At 30.2% G+C, this 23,482-nt stretch carries 17 protein-coding genes, 2 tRNA genes and 3 pseudogenes; 16 read left to right on the forward strand and 6 right to left on the reverse strand.

Translation table 11 applies throughout. The annotated features are described in order from the left end of the window. The 8 genes and pseudogenes from ELQ06_RS05470 to abc-f form a co-directional block, all read left to right on the forward strand. Window positions 1-402 (forward strand): annotated as a pseudogene (locus tag ELQ06_RS05470) (3-phosphoshikimate 1-carboxyvinyltransferase); the annotation flags it as partial. Next, window positions 392-1,225, forward strand: coding sequence for a 4-hydroxy-3-methylbut-2-enyl diphosphate reductase (locus ELQ06_RS05475; RefSeq protein ID WP_002867459.1), 834 nt, complete (start codon window positions 392-394; stop codon window positions 1,223-1,225). The pseudogene ELQ06_RS05470 and the gene ELQ06_RS05475, both read left to right, overlap by 11 nt. A 131-nt stretch (window positions 1,226-1,356) precedes the next feature. Then, a complete protein-coding gene (locus tag ELQ06_RS05480; RefSeq protein ID WP_002870044.1) occupies window positions 1,357-3,027 on the forward strand; it encodes a 30S ribosomal protein S1 in 1,671 nt (556 codons plus the stop codon). After that, window positions 3,027-3,515 (forward strand): hypothetical protein, encoded by a 489-nt coding sequence (locus tag ELQ06_RS05485; protein ID WP_134237482.1) that lies wholly within the window; start codon window positions 3,027-3,029, stop codon window positions 3,513-3,515. The genes ELQ06_RS05480 and ELQ06_RS05485 overlap by 1 nt, the downstream gene beginning before the upstream one ends. Continuing rightward, window positions 3,512-5,095, forward strand: a complete 1,584-nt coding sequence (serA, locus tag ELQ06_RS05490) for a phosphoglycerate dehydrogenase (protein WP_052797710.1) — start codon at window positions 3,512-3,514, stop codon at window positions 5,093-5,095. Before ELQ06_RS05485 ends, serA begins: the two co-directional genes overlap by 4 nt. Then, a complete protein-coding gene (locus ELQ06_RS05495; RefSeq protein WP_052781825.1) occupies window positions 5,082-5,744 on the forward strand; it encodes a response regulator transcription factor in 663 nt (220 codons plus the stop codon). Before serA ends, ELQ06_RS05495 begins: the two co-directional genes overlap by 14 nt. Then, window positions 5,738-7,021, forward strand: a complete 1,284-nt coding sequence (locus tag ELQ06_RS05500) for a HAMP domain-containing sensor histidine kinase (RefSeq protein WP_052793846.1) — start codon at window positions 5,738-5,740, stop codon at window positions 7,019-7,021. The genes ELQ06_RS05495 and ELQ06_RS05500 overlap by 7 nt, the downstream gene beginning before the upstream one ends. A 9-nt stretch (window positions 7,022-7,030) precedes the next feature. Next, window positions 7,031-8,962, forward strand: coding sequence for a ribosomal protection-like ABC-F family protein (gene abc-f, locus ELQ06_RS05505; RefSeq protein WP_134237483.1), 1,932 nt, complete (start codon window positions 7,031-7,033; stop codon window positions 8,960-8,962). 30 nt (window positions 8,963-8,992) lie between these two features. Here abc-f and ELQ06_RS05510 read toward each other — a convergent pair. After that, window positions 8,993-9,067, reverse strand: a tRNA-Gly gene (locus ELQ06_RS05510). Between the two features lie 10 nt (window positions 9,068-9,077). Beyond that, a tRNA-Leu gene (locus tag ELQ06_RS05515) sits at window positions 9,078-9,164 on the reverse strand. A gap of 180 nt (window positions 9,165-9,344) precedes the next feature. On the opposite strand from ELQ06_RS05515, the gene flgL reads away from it, so the two are divergent. Next, window positions 9,345-11,597 carry a flagellar hook-associated protein FlgL gene (gene flgL / locus ELQ06_RS05520; protein ID WP_052781828.1) on the forward strand — a complete coding sequence of 751 codons (2,253 nt, stop codon included), beginning with the start codon at window positions 9,345-9,347 and terminating at the stop codon, window positions 11,595-11,597. A gap of 109 nt (window positions 11,598-11,706) precedes the next feature. After that, window positions 11,707-14,547, forward strand: coding sequence for a DNA translocase FtsK (locus tag ELQ06_RS05525; RefSeq protein ID WP_052781829.1), 2,841 nt, complete (start codon window positions 11,707-11,709; stop codon window positions 14,545-14,547). Window positions 14,548-14,632: 85 nt separating this feature from the next. Here the strand turns inward: ELQ06_RS05525 and rpsO are convergent, their stop codons facing one another. After that, entirely contained in the window at window positions 14,633-14,905 is a 273-nt protein-coding gene (gene rpsO, locus ELQ06_RS05530) for a 30S ribosomal protein S15 (protein WP_002852579.1), read from the reverse strand. A gap of 174 nt (window positions 14,906-15,079) precedes the next feature. On the opposite strand from rpsO, the gene ELQ06_RS05535 reads away from it, so the two are divergent. From ELQ06_RS05535 to ELQ06_RS05555, 5 genes are read left to right on the forward strand one after another with little or no spacing between them, the layout of a single operon-like run. Continuing rightward, on the forward strand, window positions 15,080-15,490 hold the full coding sequence (locus ELQ06_RS05535) for an RrF2 family transcriptional regulator (RefSeq protein WP_002852609.1): 411 nt from the start codon (window positions 15,080-15,082) through the stop codon (window positions 15,488-15,490). After that, the gene (gene flhA, locus ELQ06_RS05540) at window positions 15,477-17,651 is read left to right on the forward strand and encodes a flagellar biosynthesis protein FlhA (protein ID WP_044260867.1); all 2,175 of its coding nucleotides are present in this window, start codon (window positions 15,477-15,479) and stop codon (window positions 17,649-17,651) included. The genes ELQ06_RS05535 and flhA overlap by 14 nt, the downstream gene beginning before the upstream one ends. 8 nt (window positions 17,652-17,659) lie before the next feature. Then, the gene (locus ELQ06_RS05545; protein ID WP_002859543.1) at window positions 17,660-18,706 is read left to right on the forward strand and encodes a DHH family phosphoesterase; all 1,047 of its coding nucleotides are present in this window, start codon (window positions 17,660-17,662) and stop codon (window positions 18,704-18,706) included. Further along, window positions 18,690-18,932: a hypothetical protein gene (locus ELQ06_RS05550; protein WP_052797712.1), complete on the forward strand. Its 243-nt coding sequence runs from the start codon at window positions 18,690-18,692 to the stop codon at window positions 18,930-18,932. The genes ELQ06_RS05545 and ELQ06_RS05550 overlap by 17 nt, the downstream gene beginning before the upstream one ends. Beyond that, the gene (locus ELQ06_RS05555) at window positions 18,929-19,561 is read left to right on the forward strand and encodes a hypothetical protein (protein WP_044306006.1); all 633 of its coding nucleotides are present in this window, start codon (window positions 18,929-18,931) and stop codon (window positions 19,559-19,561) included. The genes ELQ06_RS05550 and ELQ06_RS05555 overlap by 4 nt, the downstream gene beginning before the upstream one ends. On the opposite strand, the pseudogene ELQ06_RS08640 reads toward ELQ06_RS05555, so the two are convergent. Then, window positions 19,539-19,689: pseudogene (locus ELQ06_RS08640) on the reverse strand (hypothetical protein). The gene ELQ06_RS05555 and the pseudogene ELQ06_RS08640 sit on opposite strands and share 23 nt — an antisense overlap. A gap of 207 nt (window positions 19,690-19,896) precedes the next feature. Between ELQ06_RS08640 and ELQ06_RS05565 the strand changes: the two are divergent. Further along, a complete protein-coding gene (locus ELQ06_RS05565; RefSeq protein WP_052797714.1) occupies window positions 19,897-20,883 on the forward strand; it encodes a c-type cytochrome in 987 nt (328 codons plus the stop codon). Window positions 20,884-20,917: 34 nt separating this feature from the next. Here ELQ06_RS05565 and ELQ06_RS05570 read toward each other — a convergent pair whose 3' ends face one another. Then, on the reverse strand, window positions 20,918-21,559 hold the full coding sequence (locus tag ELQ06_RS05570; protein ID WP_002873066.1) for a thiol:disulfide interchange protein DsbA/DsbL: 642 nt from the start codon (window positions 21,557-21,559) through the stop codon (window positions 20,918-20,920). A gap of 88 nt (window positions 21,560-21,647) precedes the next feature. Beyond that, window positions 21,648-23,477 (reverse strand): annotated as a pseudogene (locus tag ELQ06_RS09045) (aryl-sulfate sulfotransferase). Window positions 23,478-23,482 lie beyond the last annotated feature (5 nt).

The raw sequence follows: 23,482 nt of genomic DNA on the forward strand, positions 1-23,482 counted from the left end.
TCTAGCAAGCTTAATGGCATAGAAGTTAAAGATAATATCGCTTGGTTAATAGACGAAGCGCCTGCTTTGGCTATAGCTTTTGCTTTGGCTAAGGGTAAATCTAGTTTAATAAATGCTAAAGAATTACGTGTTAAAGAAAGCGATAGGATTGCTGTGATGGTTGAAAATCTAAAGCTTTGTGGTGTTGAAGCTAGAGAACTTGATGATGGTTTTGAAATAGAAGGTGGATGCGAACTAAAATCTTCAAAAATTAAAAGCTATGGAGATCACCGTATTGCTATGAGTTTTGCTATTTTAGGTTTGCTTTGTGGAATCGAGATTGATGATAGTGATTGTATAAAAACTTCTTTTCCAAATTTTATAGAGATTTTATCAAATTTAGGAGCTAGGATTGATTATTGAATTAGCAAAAAACTATGGTTTTTGTTTTGGTGTTAAAAGAGCTATTAAAAAAGCAGAACAAATAAAAGATGCCGCAACTATAGGCCCTCTTATTCACAATAACGAAGAAATTTCTCGTTTGCAAAAAAATTTTAATGTCAAAACTTTGGAAAATATACAAGCTTTAAGTAATGAAAAAAAAGCTATTATAAGAACTCATGGTATTACAAAGCAAGATTTAGAAGAATTGAGAAAAAAAGATATAGAAATTTTTGATGCCACTTGTCCTTTTGTTACAAAACCACAACAAATTTGCGAGCAAATGAGTAAGGAGGGTTATGAAGTTGTTATTTTTGGAGATGAAAATCATCCCGAAGTTAAAGGAGTAAAAAGTTATGTAAGTACAAAAGCTTATGTAGTTTTGGATAAAAAAGAACTTCAAAATATAAAACTTCCTAATAAAATAGCTGTAGTAAGCCAAACAACTAAGAAGCCTGAGCATTTTATGGAGATAGTAAATTTTTTAATACTTAAAACCAAAGAAGTAAGAGTTTTTAACACTATATGTGATGCAACCTTTAAAAATCAAGATGCCATTAAAGAACTCTCGCTTAAAAGTGATGTTATGGTTGTTGTAGGGGGTAAAAACTCAGCCAATACAAAACAACTTTTTTTAATTGCAAAAACCAATTGTGAAGATAGCTATCTAATTGAAACCGAAGAAGAGTTAAAAAAAGAATGGTTTTTAGATAAAAAACATTGCGGCATTAGTGCAGGTGCTAGTACTCCTGATTGGATCATACAAAAAGTTATCGCCAAAATAAAAAATTTTAAAATTAATTAAAAAATGTTTTCAAATAGCATAAAAAAGTCAAAAATTTAAAAAAAATTAACAAAAATAAAAAAACTTAACACTAATTAAAGAAAAATAAGGTAAAATCAATCAATTTCTAAAAATTATTTAAAAGGACCATAATGAGCGAGGTGAACAAAAAAGTTCAAGGCGGCGTAGATGATTATCTTGAGGAAGAAGATTTTGGACAGCTTTTAGAAGCTTTTGATAAATCAAGAGAAGAGGCTACAACAGAGGGTGTGATTGTAGAGATTAAAAATGATGAAGTTTATGTAGATATAGGTAAAAAATCTGAAGGTATTTTAGCTCTTAGCGAAATACAAGATGACAATTCTAAGCTATTATTTAATGTAGGCGATGGTATTAAAGTTGCTGTTATGGGTTCTCGTGGTGGCAGATCTTTACTTTCTCATAAAAAAGCTTTGAGAAAAGAAAAAGTTATCGAATTTATTAAAAACTATCAAGAAAATCAAGATGATATTTTTACCGTAAAAGTAGTTGGAAAAAATAAAGGCGGATTGATAGTTGTTGATGAAAATGATGTTGAATTTTTCTTACCAAAATCTCAATATGGCTTCAAAGAAACAAATAATATTATAGGCAAAACGTTTAAAGTTAAAATTATTAAAATCGACAAAGATGAGCAAAGTATCATTGTTTCTCGTAAAAAAACTTTAGATGACGAGAGAAGAAAACGCAAAGAATTGATCAATAATGTAGCACAACAAGAAGATTTAATTGAAGGTATTGTGAAAAAAATTACTACTTATGGTATGTTTGTGGATGTAGGAGGTGTTGATGGTCTTGTTCATTACAGCGAAATTTCTTACAAAGGACCTGTAAATCCTGGAACACTTTATAAAGAGGGTGATAAGGTTCCAGTTAAAGTTATAAAGTATGATAAAGAACGCAAACATTTATCCTTGTCTATAAAAGCGGCTTTACCTGATCCATGGAGCGAGATAAAAGATACTCTTGATGTAGGTGATACCATTAAAGTAATAGTATCAAATATAGAGCCTTATGGTGCTTTTGTGGATTTAGGAAATGATATAGAAGGATTTTTACATATCAGTGAAATTTCTTGGGATAAAAATATTAAAAATCCAAAAGATTATATCAACAAAGGTCAAGAAATTGATGTTGAAGTAATTGAAATTAATCCAAATGAAAGACGCTTAAGAGTTTCTTTAAGAAATTTACTTTCTAGACCTTTTGATGAATTTATGAAATCTTACAAAATTGCAGATGTGGTTGAAGGGGAGATCACCTCGGTAACTTCTTTTGGTGCGTTTGTTAAACTTGGCGGTATTGAAGGTTTATTGCATAATGAAGATGCTTCTTGGGATAGAAACGATAAATGTAAAGATAAATTCTCTCAAGGGGATAAAATCAAGGTAAAAATTATCAAAATAGATGAAGAAAACCAAAAAATATCATTAAGCACAAAAGAATTAAACAGTTCTCCAGTGCAAGAATATGCCAAAATTCATAAAGTCGGCGATATTGTAAAAGGCACTATTCGTGATATTAAAGATTTTGGTGTTTTTGTAGAGCTAAGTAAAAATGTTGATGCTTTAATTCATAAAGAAGATATAAGCACTTCTATGCTTGAAAATTTAAAAATTGGTGACGATATTGAAGCTGCTATAGTTTTTATTGATGAAAAGAAAAATAGAATTCGCCTAAGTGTCAAAAATCTTGTTAGAATGAAAGAAAGAGAAGTTCTTAATGAAATCAATAATGATGATAAAGTAACTTTAGGTGATATCATTAAAGATCAGCTAGCTTAATGAAAAAATACATTACAATAAGCATTTTGAGTATTTTATTACTCATTTTGCTTGCTGTTGTTTTTACATTGCTTTGGCAATTTAAAGCTAATGTAAATTTCATTCCACAATTTGCTAAAGATACAAATACGCAGCCAAGCATTCAAACCCAAAATCAAGATCTTTCATGGCAAGAAGAATTAGCAAAATGGCCTACAAGAGATTTTACCCCAGCAGCAGAAAAATTTACCTTATATTTTGACGCGGATACTAGCGAGCTTGAGGAGAAAAATAAATATTATCAACTTATAGTTGGTAAATATGATATTTATTCTATGTTTTGCTTAAGGCAGACTTTAAATTCTTTTAATGTGAAGTATTTTCTTCTTAAATCTGGCGATAGTCCAGAAATCTTTTTGGATACAGGCAATGAAAAACTTATAGATGATATTATCAAAGAATTAAAAAAATATAAAATAAATACAGAAGTAAAGGAAATTTGGTTATGAAAAAAAAGATTATAGTGTGTGATGCTATTTTGGATAAAGGTGTCGATATTCTAAGAAAAGCTGAAGATATTGAGCTTATAGAAGCTGCAAAATTTCCAAAAGATGAACTTATGCAAATGCTAAGCGATGTTGAAGTTGCAATTACTAGAAGTTCTACGGATGTAGATGTAAATTTTTTAAATCATGCCAAAAAATTAAAAGCGCTTGTGCGTGCTGGGGTGGGCGTAGATAATGTTGATATTCCAGAGTGTTCTAAACGAGGAGTGATTGTGATGAATGTCCCAACTGCAAATACTATTGCCGCAGTTGAACTAACAATGGCACATCTTTTAACATCAGCTAGAAGCTTTGTCAATGCTCATAATTTTTTAAAAATTGAAAGAAAATGGGAAAGAGAAAAATGGTATGGCATTGAATTGATGAATAAAACGCTAGGGGTTATAGGTTTTGGAAATATAGGTTCAAGAGTAGCTATCCGTGCTAAAGTATTTGGTATGAAAATTTTAGCCTATGATCCGTATATTTCTGCTTCTAAGATTACAGATTTAGATATGGAGCAAGCAAAAAATTTGGATGAAATTTTAGAAAAAAGTGATTTTATTACCATTCACACACCAAAAACCAAAGAAACCAATGGTATGATAGGAAAGCAAGAAATTGCAAAAATGAAAGATGGAATAAGATTAATAAATTGTGCTCGCGGAGGATTATACACAGAAGAGGCTTTATATGAAGGTTTAAAAAGTGGTAAAATAGCATGGCTTGGTATAGATGTGTTCGATAAAGAACCCGCGACCAATCATCCTCTTTTAGACTTTGAAAATATTTCAGTTACTTCTCACCTAGGAGCAAATACTTTAGAAAGTCAAGACAATATCGCAAGAGAAGCTTGTGAGCAAGCATTAAGTGCAGCACGAGGCGTGGCTTATCCTAATGCCTTAAATTTACCAATTAAAACTGAAGACTTACCACCTTTTGTAGCTCCTTATATAGAACTTGTTTCTAAAATGGCTTTTTTAGCTGTTCAAATTGATAAAAATCCTATAAAAAGTATTAAATTAGAGGCTGAAGGAATTATTGGTGAGTATGCAAATTCTATGCTAACTTTTGCAGCTGTTGGTGCTTTGGGTGGAATTTTAGGAGAGAAAATTAATTATGTTAATGCAGAATTTGTTGCCAAAGAAAAAGGAGTTGAATTATCTTGCGAAACTCTTCCAAATAGTGGTTATAATAATAAACTTAGTGTTAAAATTATCACCGAAAATTCAAATACCAGTGTTTCAGGAACAGTGTTTAATGAAAATGAACAACGCATAGTTGGATTAAATGGCTTTAAAACTGATTTTAAGCCAAAGGGAAAAATGATTATTTTTAAAAACAAAGACATACCAGGAGTTATAGCTAAAATCAGTTCCGTTTTGGCAGCTAAAAATATCAACATAGCTGATTTTAGGCTTGGTAGAGATGGTTTTGGGTATGCTTTGGCTGTTGTTTTGATTGATGAAAAAGTTCAAAAAGAAGTATTAGATGAACTAAAACAATTAGAGGCGTGTGTATTTGTCCAATATGTTGAAATTTAAAATTTTAATTATAGAAGATGATATAGATTTAAACGAACTGCTTGTTTTAAAGTTAAAATCTAGTGGTTATGAAGTTATATCTTTAGCGGATTTTTTTGGAGTTGAAGATTTGCTCGATAATGAGCAAATCGATCTTTTAATAGTCGATAGAAATTTGCCCAGTGGAGATTCTTTAGGAAAAATTCAAGATTTAAGAGAGCAAGGATATAAAGAAGCAGTTATTTTTCTTACAGCCAAGGCTTTGCATCAAGATTTGCTCGAAGGCTTTGAAAGTGGTTGTGATGATTATGTTTGTAAACCTTTTGATTTTAATGAGCTTTTGCTTCGCATTAAAGCAATTTTAAAACGCCATAAAAAAGAAGAAGAAAAACTATCTTTTGGTGATTTTATTTTAGATTTGGCTAATTATGAATTCTTTTACAAAAATCAAAAATTAGAAATCTCAAATCTTGACTATGAGCTTTTAAAATATTTTTTTGAAAATCCAAATACCTTGCTTACTAGACAATTTTTAAGCGAAAGCGTTTGGAAAGATGATACTACAAGTGATAAAACAATCAATATAGCTCTAACAAGACTTAGAAATAAATTTCCAAAACTAAAAGATCATATTATAAGTGTTAGGGGTGTTGGCTATAAATTATGCTAAAAACTAAAAATATTTTTATAGTTTTTTTTGTTGTATTGGCTTTGATTTTTGGGTTTATTTTTTATACTTTTACTAACTCTTATCTTAATTTCTTGCTTATAAAACAATATGAACAAAAAATCAAAAGCCTTGATGATGTTTTAAAATTTTCCCTCTTAGAGCATTTAAATGATGCTAATATTAAGGATTTTGCTAAAGATACTAGGGCTGATTTTATTATCCTAAACAATGATATGAAAATAAGTTCTGTAAAAAATCCTGATTTTTTTTCTAATCTTAAAGAAGGAGAAATTTTAAATTTCGATTCAAAAAAAATTCTCACTAAAAGCTTTATTTACAAAGGATATAAATATATTATTATTGTTTATCCTCGTTTTTTAGATTTAGAGCTTTTTTGGACAAAAATGGCAATCGGTTTTGGAGTATGCTTGCTGTTTGTTTTTGTTTTAATGTTGTTGTTAGGTAGAAGAATAGAGAAAAATTTTAATAAAATTTTGGATTTTTTGGATTCTATAGGGGATCATAAAGTTGTTATATTAGAAAAAGGAATGTTTAAAGAATTTAATTTACTAAATGAGAAACTTTTAAAAACTAAAGATAAAATTCTAAAGAATACCCAAAAAAATAAAAAACAAAGCGATAAAATCACTTTAAAAAATACTCAGCTTGCTAGCGTGATTTCTGCTATTTCTCATGAGCTTAAAAATCCATTAAGCGTGATTGATCTTAGCTTAGAGATGTTAAAAGATGAGAAATTGGAAGATAAAAAATTAAAAAAGGAATTACTAGAAAAAATTTCGCGTCAAAGCATTAAGCTTAATGCTTTGACCCATAAGCTTAATTTTGTTTTTAATCTTAATAGTGAAGCCTTGCAGATGCAAGAATTTGATCTTTTTTCTCTATGTGAAAAAATCACTAAAAACCCAGGCTTTGAAAGAGTTGCATTGCAAGGCAAAAGCACGAAAGTTAAGGCCGATGAATTTTTAATCGAGCAAGTGATTATAAATTTGCTTTCTAATGCTTTAAAATATAGTCAAAAAGAAGTCATTTTAACGGCAAGAGATCAAAAGATAATAGTGCAAGATTTTGGAAAAGGCATAGAAGAAGATAAAATAAAATTGATTACAAAAAAATTTTATAAAATTGATGTAAAAAGTGATAATTCTTTTGGTTTGGGACTTTTTTTAGTAAAGAAAATTTTAAATATACATAAAAGTTATCTTGAAATTTCTAGCACTTTAGGTTATGGTTCTAGTTTTAGCTTTAAACTCAGTTAAGGATAAAAAATGGCTCTTATAGATTTAATTGAAGCTTCAAAAAAATTTGGAGACAAAATAGTTTTAAATGAAGTAAATTTTAGCGCAAACGAGGGAGAAAAGATTGCTATTATAGGCAAAAATGGAGAAGGAAAATCTACTTTTTTAAAAACGCTTTTAGGCACACTTCCTTTAGATAGCGGTAGAATAATAAGACAAAATGGAAAAAGCATAGCCATGCTTTCACAAACCGTTGATTTTAATGCAAATTTAAGCGTAAAAGAAGCCATCAAGCAAGAGCTTGTAGAAATTTACAATACCTTGGAAGAATATGAAATACTGCATAAAAAATTAGAAGAAGATCCTAGTAATAAAGATTATCTTAAAAAAATAGATACGCTTATGACTTTGATTGATAGTAAAGATGCTTGGAGTATAGAATCTAAAATAATACGCGTTTTAAAAGAATTTAGTTTACTTGAGTATGAAAATCGCATTATATCTACTTTAAGTGGTGGAGAAATACGCCGCGTTGGGCTTTGCATACTTTTACTAAAAAATCCTGATATTTTATTGCTTGATGAACCAACTAATCATTTAGATGTATATATGACAAGCTTTTTGGAAGAATTGCTAAAAAATTCAAAGATGTGTGTGATTTTTATTTCCCATGATAGATATTTTATTGACGCTATAGCACACAAGTGTGTAGAAGTAGAGCAGGGTAAGCTTAGTATTTTTAAAGGCGGATATGCAAACTATTTAGAGAAAAAAACACAAATTTTGCAAAGCCTTGCTAAGAGCCATGAAACTCTTTTAAAGCAATTAAAAAGCGAAGAAGAATGGCTTAGAAGTGGGGTTAAGGCAAGACTTAAAAGAAATGAAGGACGAAAAGAACGCATTTTTAAAATGCGTGAAGAAGCGAAAAAAAATCCTGGAGCAATCAAACGCTTGAAGCTTGAAATTTCAAGAGCAGCTTTAAATTTTAATGGGGAAAAAACGATCAATCGTAAAAAAATGCTTTTTGAGCTTAAAAATATAAGCAAAAATATAAACAATAAAAATCTTTTTAAAGATTTTTCAACGCGTGTTTTACAAGGTGAACGCATAGCTATCGTAGGAAGAAATGGTTGTGGAAAATCAACATTGTTAAAAATTCTTCTAGGGCAAATTAAACAAGATAGCGGTGAAATAAAACGCGGAGAGCTTAAGATAGGATATTTTGATCAGGCTAGAAGCTTGGTAAATTCTGATAAAAGCTTGCTTGAAATTTTTTGTCCCAATGGTGGAGATAGGGTTGAAGTTCGTGGTAAAAATATGCATGTTTATGGATATTTGAAAAATTTTCTATTTCCTAAGGAATTTTTAGATAAAAGCGTGGCTCTTTTAAGTGGCGGAGAGAAAAATCGCGTTGCTTTAGCCTTGCTTTTTACTAAAGAATATGATGTTTTGATTTTAGATGAGCCAACTAATGATCTTGATATAGCTACGATTAATATATTAGAAGAATACTTACTTAGTTTTGAAGGGGCTATTTTGCTAGTATCACACGATAGATATTTTGTTGATAAAATCGCAACAAAACTTTATGCTTTTGAGGGAAATGGATATATAAATATTTTACACACTCTTTATACTGAATATCTTGAAAATGAAAAAGAAATTGAAGAATTGGATAATTTTGCTTTAGAGCTTCAAACCCAAGAGCAAAATAATAACCAAAAAGAAAAAAGCTCCAAAAAATTGAGCTACAAAGAAAATGAGATATTAAAAAACCATCCTGAAAAAATAGATTTTTTAGAGCAAAAGATAGCTAAATTAAATCAAGATTTATCCGATCCAAATGTATATCAAGAAATAGGTATTAACAAGCTTTATCAAGAGCTTGAAGTAATGCAAAAAGAACTTGAAATTCTAGAAAATGAGTATTTTTTAGTATTAGAGAAAAGCGAGAATTTATAATTAAAGAGATTTTATATTTTTTTTACTCTATGGAGCGGGAAACGAGATTCGAACTCGCGACCCCAACCTTGGCAAGGTTGTGCTCTACCCCTGAGCTATTCCCGCAAAAAATAAGTGGTGCCCGAGGTCGGACTCGAACCGACACAAGGTTGCCCTTACCAGATTTTGAGTCTGGCGCGTCTACCAGTTTCACCACTCGGGCTCATTTTTAAGATTTAAAGCTAAAATTATACTTTTTTAGGCTAAAAAATACTTTAAAAATAAAAAGTATTTTCAAAAAGACAATATAAAATTATATAATTTAAATTTTTGGAACAGTTATTGCTTTTGTTTATTAGCAATGTTTGAAAAGATTTTAACTTTAATACTTTAGAGGAAAAAAATGAGAATTACAAATAAACTTAACTTCACAAATAGTGTGAATAATTCTATGGGCGGTCAAAGTGCTTTATATCAGATATCTCAACAACTTGCTTCAGGTTTGAAAATACAAAATTCATATGAAGATGCAAGCACTTATATAGATAATACGCGTCTTGAATATGAAATTAAAACGTTAGAACAAGTAAAAGAATCAACAAGTAGAGCTCAAGAAATGACTCAAAATAGTATGAAAGCTTTACAAGATATGGTTAAACTTCTTGAAGATTTTAAAGTTAAAGTAACCCAAGCTGCAAGCGATAGCAATTCTCAAACCTCAAGAGAAGCTATAGCAAAAGAACTAGAACGCATAAAAGAAAGCATAGTTCAGCTTGCAAATACCAGTGTTAATGGTCAGTATCTTTTTGCGGGTTCTCAAGTTGCAAACAAACCTTTTGATTCTAATGGAAATTATTATGGAGATAAAAATAATATTAATGTAGTAACTGGAGCTGGAACTGAAAGCCCATACAATATACCAGGTTGGGATTTATTTTTTAAAGCAGATGGAGACTATAAAAAACAAATAAGCACTAATGTTAGTTTTACAGATAATCGTTGGGATTTAAATAAAGACCCTGATAAAACTAAATATCTCACAGGAAATTCTAAATGGCAACAACTTATCGGACAAGGTTATGTAAAAGATAATAGCTTAGATGCTGACAAAGACTTTGAGTATGATGATAGCAAACTAGATTTTCCTCCAACAACTCTTTATGTTCAAGGTACAAGACCCGATGGAACAAGTTTTAAAAGTGCTGTACTCGTCAAACCCGAAGATACTTTAGAAGATGTAATGGAAAATATTGGAGCTCTTTATGGTAATACTCCAAATAATAAAGTAGTAGAAGTAAGTATGAATGATAGTGGTCAAATTCAAATTACAGATCTAAAGCAAGGTAATAATAAACTCGATTTTCATGCTGTAGCTTTCACGCCACAAGCTGATGATAAAACTGAATTAAATAATATTATCCAAGCAGCACAGGATGAAGGCATTACAATGGAAGATGTTACAAACAGGGTTATGACTGCTGCACTAGGAAATCCCAATAATGGAGATATAACAAATTTAAATAATCCTGTAACCATTCAAATTAACGGACAAAACTTTGAAATTGATTTAAAACAAACTGATTTTATCAAAAGTAAAATGACAGATACAGATGGAAATGCCACCAATGGAGCTGATTACGATAATGTGTATTTTGAAAAAAATGGAAATACTGTTTATGGTAATGTTTCTCAAGTTATCAAAGGAAGCAATGCTTATGCCACTGATTCAACCAAACTTAGCGAGGTAATGGCAGGAGATAGCCTAAATGGTACTACTTTAAATTTAAAAGTCAATTCCAAAGGTGGAAATTCTTACGATGTTACTATAAATTTACAAACTTCAACTGTAAGCTACCCTGATCCTAATAATCCAGGTCAAACCATAAGCTTTCCTATTATGCATACTAATCCTGCAACTGGAAATAGTGGGGTTGTTACAGGATCAAATGATATTACTTATGGTCAAATTAATGATATTATAGGTATGTTTGCTGCAGATAAAATTCCTACAACAACCATACAAGCCAATAATGGTCAAATTAATAATGCAGATTATACCCAAATACAACAACTCATGAAAGATTCACAAGCTACTGTTGATGTAAGTATGGATTATAAAGGTCGTATTAGTGTTACTGATAAACTTTCTTCAGGCACTAATATAGAAATTTCTCTTAGTGATTCTCAAAGTGGCCAATTTCCAGCACCTCCTTTTACCACAACTTCTACTGTACAAAATGGTCCAAATTTTAGTTTTAGCGCGAATAATTCTTTAACTATAGATGAGCCAAATGTGGATATTATTAAAGATTTAGATTCAATGATTGATGCTGTTTTAAAAGGCAATATGAGAGCAGACTCCGAAAGTGAAAACCCTAGAAATACAGGTATGCAAGGAGCTTTAGAAAGACTTGATCATTTAGCAGATCATGTTAGCAAGCTTAATACAACTATGGGAGCATATCATAATACTATCGAAGGTGTTAATACACGCACATCCTTTTTAAGCGTTAATGTCCAAAGTATAAAATCAAATGTGATTGATGTAGATTATGGTGAGGCAATGATGAATTTAATGCAAGTTCAACTTGCATATCAAGCTTCTCTTAAAGCTAGTACAACAATTTCTCAACTTAGCTTATTAAATTATATGTAAAATTTTTTATGGTATAATTTGGCTTTGATTTTATTTTCAAGGAAAGAATATTAAAAAAGAAGCCATTTTTACCAGCTCCACGCTTGTTATTTTTTATCTTTGTCTTTGTATGCTAGCACCTGGCATGGGAGAATGGGTTTACAAGGCTAATTTATTTTTATTTGGAGAATTTGGGTATTATTATCCATTTTCTTTGCTTATATTAAATTATCTCTACTATAAAAAAAAATATAAAATAGAAAATTTTAAGCGTAGGGAGCTTTTTGGTTTTTCTTTGGCCTTTTTTTCTACCTTGCTTTTATTTTCTGTCTTTTATAGAGAGTTTGGGTATATTTTAGAAATTGTATATGGATTTTTTTCTATAATCTTAGGGCGTACAGGGAGTGGAATTTTTGCTCTTTTACTTCTACTATTTTCTTTGGTTTTATTGTTTCCAAAATTTGCAAAAGAAATTTTAAAAATAGAATTAGATTTTACTTATTTATTAAAAATAGAGCAAGCTTTTAAATCTTTACTTATGCGTGTATTTGGTGGAGAAAACGAGAAAGAAGATGTAGGTAAATCAGAACCTATAGCTCCAAAATTAAATATTTTGCAAGATAGTATTTATGGAAATTTACAAATAAACAAAAAAAGGGGAACCAATAACTTAGAACAGATAATTAAAGATAGCAATATCAATGCAAGTAAAAATTCAATTACCACGGCCAAGGAAAATTTTGAAAAACTAAAAAATCAAATTTTAGATGAAACCATAGAGATTGATAAACAAAGTTTAAAAGAATCAAGAAGTTTTGTTCATGAGCATTCTCAACAAGTGCGAAATTTCGCACAAAAGGCTAGTAAAATGAGCATTAGTCTTGATGAAGATTTTAATTTTATTTCAGAAGAAGAGGTAGATATGATTCCTGAACGTTTTTTAAAACCTAAAAAACTTGAAGATATAAAGCAAATAGATACAAATAAAAATTTAGATGAGCCAAGTTATAAACGTAAAAATATTGAAATTCCAGTTTCTAATCAAGAAGTTAAACCAAAAATTTTTACAAAAGAGCTTGAACTTAGAGAGAATTTGATAAAAAAAGAAAAACTAGAACAAGAATACAAAGCCTATCAAAATGAAATTTTAGAAAATAAAGTAAAACAAGAAATTAAAAAATTAGAAGAATATGATGCGATAAATTCAAGCGATATTATAGAAGGGAATAAATATAGTTTTAATAGCCCAAAAACAATTAAAACAGAAATAGAAGAATCAGACAAAATAAATGAAAATAAAAATCTAGATAAAGCAGACAATATCTTTGGATTTGCTCCCATTGTAGAAGAGTTAAATCATCCTTATATAGAACCTACTCCTATAAAAAATATAAATGAAATAGTTATAGAAGAAAAAAATACACTCGATTTTATCCAAAATACAGAAACTAAAATCGATAATGAAAAAACAAATGATCAAGAAGTTAAACTTCAAAAAGCAGTTTTAGCCAAAGAAATTGCTATTAACCAAGCTTTATTGCGTGAAATAGAGCAGGGCGAAGTAGAAAAACCAAAAGATTTCACCTTGCCGCCATTAGATTTTTTAGCTAATCCAAAAGAACACAAACAAGAAATCAATGAAAGTGAAATAGATAAAAAAATTTATAATCTTCTTGAAAAATTGCGTCGTTTTAAAATAGGCGGCGATGTTATAAGCACTTATGTTGGTCCTGTGGTAACTACTTTTGAATTTCGTCCTAGTGCAGATGTGAAAGTAAGTCGTATTTTAAATTTGCAAGATGATTTAACTATGGCTTTAATGGCAAAATCAATCCGTATTCAAGCTCCAATACCAGGAAAAGATGTTGTAGGTATAGAAGTTCCAAATGATGAAATTCAAACCATTTATTTAAGAGAAATTTTACAAAGTGAAGTTTTTAAAAACGCTAAAAGTCCTTTAACCATAGCTTTAGGTAAAGATATAGTAGGCAATGCTTTTGTAACCGATCTTAAAAAACTTCCGCATTTACTCATCGCAGGAACGACAGGTAGTGGTAAAAGTGTGGGGATAAATTCTATGCTTTTAAGTCTTTTATATCGCAACTCTCCAAAAACCTTGCGTTTGATGATGATAGATCCTAAGATGCTTGAATTTAGCATTTATAATGACATTCCTCATCTTTTAACTCCTGTTATCACAGATCCAAAAAAAGCAGTCAATGCGCTTTCAAATATGGTAGCTGAAATGGAAAGACGCTATCGCTTAATGGCTGATGCAAAAACCAAAAATATAGAAAATTACAATGAAAAAATGAAAGAATTAGGCGGAGAAGAACTTCCTTTTATTGTAGTAATTATTGATGAACTTGCTGATTTAATGATGACTGCGGGTAAAGATGTAGAATTTTATATAGGAAGACTTGCGCAAATGGCAAGAGCAAGTGGAATCCACTTGATTGTAGCTACACAACGACCTTCTGTTGATGTTGTAACAGGACTAATTAAAGCGAATTTACCAAGTAGAATTTCTTATAAAGTAGGGCAAAAAATTGACTCTAAAGTTATTTTAGATGCTATGGGTGCTGAAAGTTTACTTGGAAGAGGGGATTGTTTATTTACTCCTCCTGGAACAAGCTCTATAGTACGTTTGCATGCGCCTTTTGCAAGCGAATTTGAAATAGAAAAAATCGTGGATTTTCTAAAGGATCAACAAAGCGTAGAATATGATGAAAGCTTTTTAAAGGATCAACAAAGCGTAGGTGTTACAACAAATGAAAGCTTTGATGGGGAAGTAGATGAGCTTTATGAAGAAGCTAAAAGAGTAATCTTAGAAGATGGAAAAACAAGCATTTCTTATTTACAACGCCGTTTAAAAATCGGCTATAACCGCTCTGCAAATATTATTGAACAACTTACGCAAAACGGGATTTTAAGCGAACCTGATGCCAAAGGACAAAGGGAAATCTTGTAAGATTTTTCTTGTGTTTTTGATATATAAAACTGATTACAAAAGAAGAAATTTAAAAGACAAAAGCCCCGTAAAAAGGGCTTAAAAATTATTTATCTCTAAGATTTAATTCAGTAATTAACTTACTATAAGAATTATAATCTTTTCTTTTAAGATAAGATAAAAGTCTTTTTCTTTGACCTACAAGTTTTAGAAGTCCTAATCTTGATGAAAAGTCTTTTTTGTAGATTTTTAAATGTTCTGTAAGTTCTGCAATTCTTGCAGTTAAAAGAGCTACTTGAACTTCTGTTGAACCAGTATCACCTGGTTTTTTAGCGAATTTCGCAACTATTTCTGCTTTTTTGGCCGAATCTAAAGCCATGATAGACCTCCTGATTGGTAAAATAATAAAATTAAAGGACTGTAATTTTATCTTAAAAAGCAAAAAATAAACTGAATTTATCTTTTTTAGAAGGTTTTGTCAAAATTTAAGTCTTTTTCTAAGAATTATTTATTATAATTACAGCTATTTCTGTAGTTATAACAAGGAGAATCTGTGCTATTTACCAAAGCTAGCGAATACGCTTTACTTTCTTTAATTTATATTTCTCAAAAAGAAACACCTCAAGATGTAGATTCTTTAGCTTTAGAGCTTGATATTCCTAAAAGTTTTTTAGCTAAAATTTTACAAACTTTAGCTAAAGATGGCTTGTTAAAATCCTTTAAAGGGGCAAAAGGTGGTTTTGTTTTAATCAAAGAACCGAGTCAATATACTATAAAAGAAATTGTTAATAGTGCTGAAAAAAAGGATATCAGTGTATTTGAATGCAGTGGTGGTACTTGTCCAAATAATAAAGAAGAAAATTGCACCTTAATGCCTATGTTAGTAAATTTACAAAATAAAGTAGATGAATTTTTAGATTCTATTACTTTAGAAGATATTATGAAAAATAATGGCAAAAAATAAAATAGTCGATTTAGTTTTTCCTTTCTTGGGGCCTTTAATCGCTCCTGTTTTAAAAGCTAAAAGCTTGACTATTGTTGGTTTTTTAGTTTGTATTTTAGCTATTATTATAGTTCCTTTACCAAGTCCTATTTTGGACTTTTTCTTGGCTTTAAGTATAGCTTTATCGGTATTAATTATTTTAATTTCTATTTATATACCCAAACCGACAGATTTAACAACTTTTCCAACTTTAATCTTGATTATCACTTTATTTAGGCTTTCATTAAATATAGCTACCACAAGGATGATTTTAAGCGAAGGGCAAAACGGCCCTGAAGCTGTGAGTGAGATTATAGCAGCATTTGGAGAATTTGTTGTTGGTGGAAATATGGTCATTGGCGTGATTGTATTTTGTATTTTAGTATTGATTAATTTCATGGTTGTAACAAAAGGTAGTACAAGGGTTTCTGAAGTACAAGCAAGATTTACACTTGATGCGATGCCGGGTAAACAAATGGCTATTGATGCGGATTTAAATGCAGGACTTATTGATGAACAAACCGCTAGAGCAAGACGTCAAGAAGTTATTGCTGAGGCAAACTTCTATGGTGCAATGGATGGTTCTTCTAAATTTATCAAAGGAGATGCTGTTGCAGGAATTATCATAACTATTATAAATATCATAGGTGGTTTTTTAATAGGATCTTTTCAGCACGATATGGCTTTAAGCGATGCTGCTTCTACCTATACTATTTTAACCATAGGTGATGGACTTGTATCTCAAATTCCAGGGCTTATTACTTCTACCGCAACCGCTATAATTATCACTCGTGCAAGCAAAGATGAGGAAAATTTTGCAGAAGGAACTTTAACTCAACTTTTAAGCGAATATCGCACGCTTTTAATAGTAGGTTTTGTACTTTTTATCTTTGCGTTAGTGCCTGGTTTGCCAACTTTATCCTTGGGCTTTATGGCTTTAGTATTTTTAAGCCTTGGCTATCTTACCAAGCAGGTTAAGGAAGGTAAAATTGATATAACTACAGTTAAAAAAAGCAAACCAAGTGCCGCAGCTGCATCTCAAAGTGGAGCAGGTGAGACAACGGCAGCGCCTGCTAAGAAAAGCGAAGAAGAAATTCTCAAAGAAGAAGAGCACAAGATTAACGATATACTCAAAGTTGAAATTTTAGAACTTGAACTTGGATACGGACTTATTAAGCTTGCTGAAAACGAACTTACAGAAAGAATTCGCTCAATGAGAAGAAGTATTGCTGAAAGTTTAGGATTTTTAATGCCAAAAATAAGAATAAGAGATAATTTAAGACTTAAACCAAATGAGTATAGTTTTAAACTCAAGGGCGTGTCTATAGCAAGTGCTGAAATTTATCCGGATAAATATTTAGCCATGGATAGTGGTTTTATCACAGAAGAGATAGAAGGGATTGCTACAAAAGAACCCGCTTTTAACTCTGATGCACTTTGGATTGATGCGAATTTAAAAGATGAAGCAACATTAAATGGCTATATAGTAATAGATCCTGCAAGTGTTATTTCAACACATATGAGCGAACTTATCAAAGCGCACGCAAGCGAACTTCTCACACGCCAAGAGGTACAAAATCTTCTTGATAAGGTTAAAAATGATTATCCAATCATCGTAGAAGGTGCTTTAGGTGTTGCACCTGTAAGTCTTATTCAAAAAATTCTCAAAGACTTGCTTAAGCATCACATACCAATTAAAGATATGCTTACTATTTTAGAATCTGTAAGCGATATAGCAGAAGTAAGCAAGAGTTTTGATATGATTATTGAACATGTAAGGGCGTCCTTAGCTAGGATGATTACAAATATGTATTTAGATGATAAAGGAAATTTGGATATTTTTATCTTAGACTCTGCTAGTTCTGCGGTTTTAATGGAAAATGTACAATTTAGAGATGGAAGTTATCACTTGCCTCTAAGTGTAGCTCAAACAGGTACTTTAGTAGATACTCTAAGGGCTGAAGTTGCCGCAGTAGCAAATGGTCGTATCAAGCCTTTTATACTTTGCGTTGAACCGCAGCTTAGAAAATTCATTGCTGATATTTGTTATAATTTTAGCATTAATATAGTAGTGTTAAGTTTTGCAGAAATTGCAGAAAATACAAATTTTAATACCGAGGGTATTATTAGGATAGAACTTTAAGGAATATAATGAAAATTTATCATCTTTCACATACAGATCTTGATGGCTATGCTTGTCAATTTATAGTAAATTTTTATTTTAAAAATGTGAAATTTTATAATTCTAATTATGGCAAAGAAATTAATGAAAATTTTAACTCTATTATAGGCGATATAGAAAAAGATGAAAATTTCGGAAAAGCTATTATTCTAATAACAGATTTAAATTTAAATTTAAATCAATGTGAAGAATTTGAAAAAATTTGCAAAGAGAAAAATACTAAAATTTTTCTTCTTGATCATCATCAAAGTGGCGAAGAATGTGCTCAAAAATATTCTTGGTATTTACTTGATTCTAAAAGATGTGCAACTAAAATCGTTTATGATTTTTTCTCTAAAATCTGTACTCCTGTTTTAGAACTTTCAAAATTTGTTGATGTGGTTAATGCTGTTGATATTTGGCTAAGCGAGGATGAAAATTTTGAACTTGGAAAGGTTTTTTTAGGCTTGATTGCCAATGCAAAAGAAATAAATCGTGTAATGTTTAAAGAATCTCAAATTGATTATATGTTTTTCTTGCTTGATAAGGCTTGGAAATTTATAGGAAAAGAAAATGCAAATATTTTACTCGATAATGCTACTCATTTTATAAAAAAGGATTATTTTGCCAGAAAAAATGATGATACTCTTTCTAATTTAATTTCTTATTTTGTAGTTGAAAAACTAAGTGAGCTAAAAGAAAATTTCAGCATAGAATATGAAGGCCATAAAGGCATCTTAACTTCAAATATAGGCAATACTTCTGTTATTGGAAATGATTTTTTAGTAAAAAATCCTGATTATGACTTTTTTATTGATGTTAGTTCTAGAAAAACCTTAAGTTTTCGTGCAAATGGAAAAATAGATGTAAGTTTAATGGCTAAAAATTTAGTAGGTGGTGGCGGACATAAAAATGCTAGTGGTGGACTTTTTGCGACATTTAAAGATGGAGCAAATTATAATTATATCAAGGCTCAAATTATTGATTTAATTAAAAGCAAAGAACTTAAAAAGGAAAACAATGAATCAAAACAATAATAAAACCTTAAAAAATGAATTAGAAGATTTACAATATAAGCTTAGCATAGTTTTAGAAGCTATGCTTTTATACGCTGGAGTTAAAAGAGAAAAATTAGAAAATGCAATAGAAGCTTATATTGATAATATAGATAATGTACTCGAAAATTCCAACAAAGAAGGGGTTGATGAAATTTTAGAAGTGGTGGAATTTCTAAAAAATAAATACAAAGATTTTTTTCAATGAAAAAGTGTATTTTAATTTTTTTTAGTTTATATTCTTTAAGTTTTGCTAATATTTATGAAAAATTAAATGATTTTGCTTATGAAAAAAAACCAAATAAAGATTTTAAGATTCAAGAAGTTAAATTAGTGCAATTTTCACAAGAAAATAAAGATTGCCTTGAACTTTTAATAGAAGCTGGTCAAGTTAGAATTTTAAATAGCTATAATTCTTGTCAAAAATTATCTAAAGATGAAAGTTTTCAAAAATTTCTTAATGAAGATTTTTTAAAACTTTATAAAAATAATGGATACTTGATTAATGAAAATTTACAAAATTTGAAAAATACCATGCAGGATATTATGATATATTATAAACTCCGATATTTTTTTAGTAAAGATGTAAAAGATATGAGTAAAAATAAGAATTTGGATATTTTAAATATAGATGAAAAAGATGGTGGCACTTTACTTTACAAAATCAACAATCAAGCTTGCGTTGGAATAGAACTTACAAGACATGACTCAAGAATGGCTATGAAAATATACGGGATAGAAAATTTGGATAAAGAGTGCAAACTATTTATCCAATCACCTTCTTTTAAAGATCTTTCCTACACAAAAAAGGATTTTAAGTGGTATTATTTAGAATAAATAAATGCTTTAATTTTGAAATAAAAATTTTTAAAAACCACGCTTAAAGTAAAAGTATCTTGCCTTCCAAGATTTTGAAAAACGCAGTTGTCTAAGTCTTTTTTTTCTTGAATGCTTAAATTTTTCATTAACCTAACCTTTAAAAATATTGCAAGATTTTATTATAGCGAAAAAACTTTATTTTTGCTTTAAATATATAAGTTCTATTTTAAATATAAACGAATATTATTTTAAGGTTTAAAGCTTTTTTCTTAAAATGTAATTAGGTTTTATTGACTTTTTCTAAATAAAGTCTTATACTGAATTTAAATTACGCAAAATAAGGAGGAAAATTGATGAATAAATTTTCTATAATTTTAACTTTGTTGTTATGTGGAAGTTGTGCTTTAGCCTTAAATCCAAATTTGGAAAAAACTAAGAGTGCAACAGGTATTGATCTGCCTACTGCCAAATGGAATTTACCTAAGGAATTAAATGAAGATGGCACTATAGATGAAACTAAAATGCCAAAAAATTCAGAATATAGCAAAATGGTTATTTTGGGAAATAAAATTCTTAATGAAACAAGCAAGTATGTGGGTCCACAAGCCAAAGATCCTAAAAAAAGATTTGCGGGAAATAATCTTTCTTGTTCAAGCTGTCATGCTAATGGTGGAAGTGTGCAAAATCAATCGGGTTTTGTAGGAATTTGGGCAAGATTTCCACAATATAATGCAAGAGGAGATAAAGTAATTACCTTAGCAGATAGGATCAATGGCTGTTTTGAACGCTCTATGAATGGCAAAAGAATGCCTAGTGATACACCTGAAATGAAAGCCATGCTAACTTATATGCAATGGTTATCTCAAGGAGTTCCAGTAGGAGCTAAGATAGAAGGACAGGGACTTAAGAAGATAGATTTCATCTTAAGAGCAGCTGATCCTAAAAAAGGTAAGGCAATTTATATGGATAAATGTGCCGTTTGTCATCAAGAAAATGGATTAGGGCTTAAAAATGAGGATAGCACAGGGGCGTATTATCTTTATCCACCACTTTGGGGTGATGATAGTTATAATACAGGAGCTGGAATGTATCGTCTTATCAAAGCTGCTTCTTATATTAAAGAAAATATGCCTCAAGGTGCGCCTGACTTAAGTCTTGAAGATGCTTATGATGTAGCAGCTTACATGAATTCACAAGCTCGTCCTATGAAAGCAAATAGAAATAAAGACTTTCCAGATAGAAAGGTTAAGCCTTTAGATATGGATATAGAACCTTATGATGATAGCTTTTCTATAACCCAACATCGCTATGGACCTTATACAAATATGATCAAAAAATAATTTTTAAGGCAATTTTTATTGCCTTAAAAATTTATTATTTCATATTACTTAATTTTTTAACTAGATCTTCTAAATCTTGCATCGAATTGATTGCACTTGGGTTAATTTGATATTTTCCATTAACAACAAAAGCAGGGGTGCCATAGGTTTTAGCTATATCATTAGCTCTTTGAAACTCGCTTAAAATTTCTTTAGCTTTTGGGGTATTTAAAAAATTTAATACTTCATTTTTATTTACATTCATAGCCTTTAAACCTATGTCGTAAAATTCATTTAAATTTGAAAAATTTCTTTGCTTGTTTAAAAAATAAGAAACAAAATAAACATCAGCAAGTTTATGAGATAAACTATCAGAATAACTCGCGTCTTTACCATTTTGCTCATCTTTGTATTGAGCAAAGGCAAAAAGCTCATTCATTTCTTTGGAAAATTCCCCATTCATTAAACTTACAGGATAGAGTTTAAAATGTAAATTTGGAAAAGCTTCTCTCAGTTTTTCAAGAGTTCCAAATTTATGATGATTGTAACAATGTATACATTTATAAGAAAATGCTTCTATTACACTATTTTCAGAGCTAGGTAAACTTGGATTAAGAGTAATAAAACTATTATTTGCTAATGCAAAACTTGAACAAAATACAAGCGTTAAAACAAATTTGCAAAAAAATTTACGCATATTATATCCTTTAGTTAAATAAAATTTTCAAAGATAATTTTATTTAAAAAAAATAAATAAGCCGCCAAAATTTATTTTTTGGTAATTTTTATTGATCAATACTAAAAGGCATTACTTGATAACCCGTTCCTGAACCGCTAAATTGAATTTGAACCAAAGGTTCCTTGGCACCCTAGTTAAATTCATCAATTTCAGGTTTTGGCTCTCCAAGATTTACACCTTTACTAAGATCAAAAGCCATTCAGGCTGTTACACTATAAACCATAATAGAATTTTTATCTGGTTCATATTGAGTTAAAGAAGTTACAGGAGAAAACCATTCATTTCCACGATTTTGCCATATTCCCAAATTTGTTCCACAGTTTTATTTTGCTGATCGATTTTATAAATTACAGAACGAGAATATTTTTGACTTGCAAATACAGGTTGTTCAGCTCCTCTTGCATCACCATTATCAAAAACACTTATATAAATATAACGCTTGTTTGATTTACTATCAATTCTCCAGCCTGTATGCTGCGTCCAAGTAAAATCAAATCCACCATTGTCATTTTCATAACCTGGGCATTTGCTATAATCATCGCAAACAATTTTTTTGCCATTTTTATCTACAGGTTGCAATAAATATTTTTGAAATTCTTTATTCCACCCTTTATGTACCCCTAAAATCCATTTTATTTTTTATCACGACCAATTTTAACAACAGCACTTTGATGGCGACTAGAAATAATAATACTATCATCACTTGGATCATAATCAACGCTATTTACATGAGCCCAAATTCCTGCCTATACCTGCTATATCTCCAAATTTGTCGCTTTCATCCATTTTGGCAAGTTCTTCATCGCTTAAAGTTTTACCCGCTTTGCTTGCATCTATATTTAAACACACTACACCTTGATCTAAAGCTTTGATAATAGTACTTCTATAAGGATCTAAAATCTCATACAATCTCTAATCATCAACAACATTACCATTCTCATCTACCTCTACAATAGTATCACGCACAGCGCGTACATGCTTACCATCTGGACTCAAAGTATTTGTTGAAGCTACTCTTAAATAAATAATGCCCATTTTGCATATTGTCCATAGCATGAGAAAAAATCTATATAGACAGCAGGTAATTTGCGATTGAAAATTTCTCTTCCCAGACATCGTATTTTACATATCTTTGACCAAATCCCCAAGTTAAAGCTCCATCTTTGTTTTGACGAAAACTCATCATAATTCCACGATTGTAAATATTGTCCCAGTTCATTAGTTTATTGTTATCATAATACCATCTGATTTCACCCTTGGTATCTTATGATAAAGACATTTGAATTTTCATCCCATTCCATAGCACCACCTACAAGATTATTCCATACAGATTATGAGTCTTTGCCAGATTATTTTCCAAGAGCATTATTTACTAAATATAGCCTATCTGAAAATTTTGGATCCATTTTTAATACTTTCACATTTTCAAAAAGAGTTCCTCTTTGATCAGTGCCTTCTACTTGGTTCTATACTAACCCCTGGAGTTGCAATTTTATAAATCTCATCAATGATTTTTTGACTTTTACTATTTGTAGATTTAGCATAACTTACCTTTACTATAAGAAGGATAAAGTCCAAAAATAGGAATTCCACCATAAGTCTTAGCCATTTTAGAATTCACATTATAAGAGATAGTTTGGCCATTTGGTTTAGGAACAATGGTTACTTTTATATCACTTAAAACATAGGCATTATTCATGATAATAGCGGTCAAAGGAGACAATCCATAAGGATTCATTTTAATCGCACCTATTTGTCCTTGAATTTGCTAATCTATTTTCACTCCATTAGGATCACCCATGGCCATTAAAGCATTAGGTGCAAGCAGGATAGAACACGCCAAAAGTGCCATGCAAAGAGTTTTGCTAAGTCTCATGATAA

This window comes from Campylobacter sp. CH246 (genome assembly GCF_004378835.1).
GTDB classification, from domain to species: domain Bacteria; phylum Campylobacterota; class Campylobacteria; order Campylobacterales; family Campylobacteraceae; genus Campylobacter_D; species Campylobacter_D jejuni.

Coding starts and splice junctions, on each gene's coding strand:
- ELQ06_RS05480 (WP_002870044.1), top strand. CDS start 1,357: ATGAGCGAGGTGAACAAAAAAGTTCAAGGCGGCGTAGATGATTATCTT.
- ELQ06_RS05485 (WP_134237482.1), top strand. CDS start 3,027: ATGAAAAAATACATTACAATAAGCATTTTGAGTATTTTATTACTCATT.
- serA (WP_052797710.1), top strand. CDS start 3,512: ATGAAAAAAAAGATTATAGTGTGTGATGCTATTTTGGATAAAGGTGTC.
- ELQ06_RS05495 (WP_052781825.1), top strand. CDS start 5,082: ATGTTGAAATTTAAAATTTTAATTATAGAAGATGATATAGATTTAAAC.
- ELQ06_RS05500 (WP_052793846.1), top strand. CDS start 5,738: ATGCTAAAAACTAAAAATATTTTTATAGTTTTTTTTGTTGTATTGGCT.
- abc-f (WP_134237483.1), top strand. CDS start 7,031: ATGGCTCTTATAGATTTAATTGAAGCTTCAAAAAAATTTGGAGACAAA.
- flgL (WP_052781828.1), top strand. CDS start 9,345: ATGAGAATTACAAATAAACTTAACTTCACAAATAGTGTGAATAATTCT.
- ELQ06_RS05525 (WP_052781829.1), top strand. CDS start 11,707: ATGCTAGCACCTGGCATGGGAGAATGGGTTTACAAGGCTAATTTATTT.
- rpsO (WP_002852579.1), bottom strand. CDS start 14,905: ATGGCTTTAGATTCGGCCAAAAAAGCAGAAATAGTTGCGAAATTCGCT.
- flhA (WP_044260867.1), top strand. CDS start 15,477: ATGGCAAAAAATAAAATAGTCGATTTAGTTTTTCCTTTCTTGGGGCCT.
- ELQ06_RS05545 (WP_002859543.1), top strand. CDS start 17,660: ATGAAAATTTATCATCTTTCACATACAGATCTTGATGGCTATGCTTGT.
- ELQ06_RS05550 (WP_052797712.1), top strand. CDS start 18,690: ATGAATCAAAACAATAATAAAACCTTAAAAAATGAATTAGAAGATTTA.
- ELQ06_RS05555 (WP_044306006.1), top strand. CDS start 18,929: ATGAAAAAGTGTATTTTAATTTTTTTTAGTTTATATTCTTTAAGTTTT.
- ELQ06_RS05565 (WP_052797714.1), top strand. CDS start 19,897: ATGAATAAATTTTCTATAATTTTAACTTTGTTGTTATGTGGAAGTTGT.
- ELQ06_RS05570 (WP_002873066.1), bottom strand. CDS start 21,559: ATGCGTAAATTTTTTTGCAAATTTGTTTTAACGCTTGTATTTTGTTCA.